1 protein-coding gene is annotated in these 1441 nt (G+C 46.5%); it reads right to left on the reverse strand.

Features of this window, described 5'->3' with window-relative positions; translation table 11 throughout:
- A partial coding sequence (locus BN338_RS10095; protein ID WP_156809286.1) for an RCC1 domain-containing protein occupies window positions 1-1392 on the reverse strand: 1392 nt, incomplete at its 3' end.
- Window positions 1393-1441 lie beyond the last annotated feature (49 nt).

Here is a 1441-nt window from a genome sequence, read left to right on the forward strand (position 1 = left end):
ATTGCCATACTGAATAATAGACCCGACCCAACTGCAGCCCCCACCAATTTGTACGCGCGTAACTTTGCCCTGAAACGCACCTTTGGGCTTGAATGGCTTATATTGCGCGCTCGTATCACCTGTGCCAAGCTGACCGTAGCCATTGGCTCCCCACAAATAAACGTGGCCTTGTTGAGTTACAGCACCAACAGGGCCATATCGACCATCTGTTATCGAAATATCAATCACACTCTCTGATAAGGGAATTTGCGTAAAACTACTGCGCGATGTTGTGTCCCCCAAACCAAGTTGGCCAGAACCATTATAGCCAGCAGCCCAGATAGATCCATCAGAGCGCAACGCGAAGCCACAGCCTACCAAATTTTCTCCGGATGAATCGGAACCAGAAACAGGGATTGCTTTAACAATATTTTTCATTGCAGCATTTAAAAGGGGTGTACTACGATCTGTCGTATCACCAAGGCCTAATTGCCCGTTATTATTGCGGCCCCACACCCAAAGCGCGCCATTTTTATCGATAGCATGAACACTATAGGGATAGCTCGAAACACCAATATCAATAATATTTTCTAATGCGCCGCAACGCACAGGTGTATACTGATGGGACATCGTGCCGGTCCCAAGATTACCATTGCCTCCATATCCGCATGCATAGACGCGCCCATCTGTCGTTAAGAAATAAGCAACACCATAGTCATAATAGTTCGGTTGCCCCGGAATAATGCGTGCTATCTTAATTTTATTTTTAACAAAGTAGTCAATTCTTTTAGCAATGGCTCGGTTCACCGTATCGCCATGTCCTAATTGACCATAATTATTATAACCCCATGAGTAAACTTGGCCCTCTGCGGTCAGGCCATAATGCTGCTGTCCACCCGAAAAAACATCAACAAAGCGCACAGTTGAATCTTCTGTTGCAACAACACTTGGCAGATAAATATCCTTACCGGATGGATTGCCATTGGAATAATTGCTGCCCATGCCGCACGCTTTGATAAGACCATTGGCCATCAGATAAATACGCGTATACCGACTGCCATACCTATTGACTTTGCCAAGTTTCCAGACACGCCGCGCTGGATCAAGTGCCTGATCTTGCCAAGTGGGCCGATTGCCGCTCATTTGTAAAATTTGCGCATTGCCTCCCCGGATAAGGCGTATGGGCTTGTTGCCATCATGGGTGAGCAAATCACCCTCTTGCGTCAGTTGATCACTGCCTGCGGCCATTAAATCCCAGTCAGCGCCTTGAATGGGGATAACATTCGTCACATTCCGCTTCGCAATAAAGCTGGAACCCTTAAACGCAACAGCATCATGACGGACATATTTCTGTTTTGCATCATAAGCACCGCGCCAATTGATACGGATATTCCCAAGGTCGATCTGCGTCATATTTCCCTCATTTAAATATTGATAATCAAGTGGCCATCTTGGTTGATGG

Source organism: Bartonella queenslandensis AUST/NH15, assembly GCF_000312585.1.
Classification (GTDB): domain Bacteria; phylum Pseudomonadota; class Alphaproteobacteria; order Rhizobiales; family Rhizobiaceae; genus Bartonella; species Bartonella queenslandensis_A.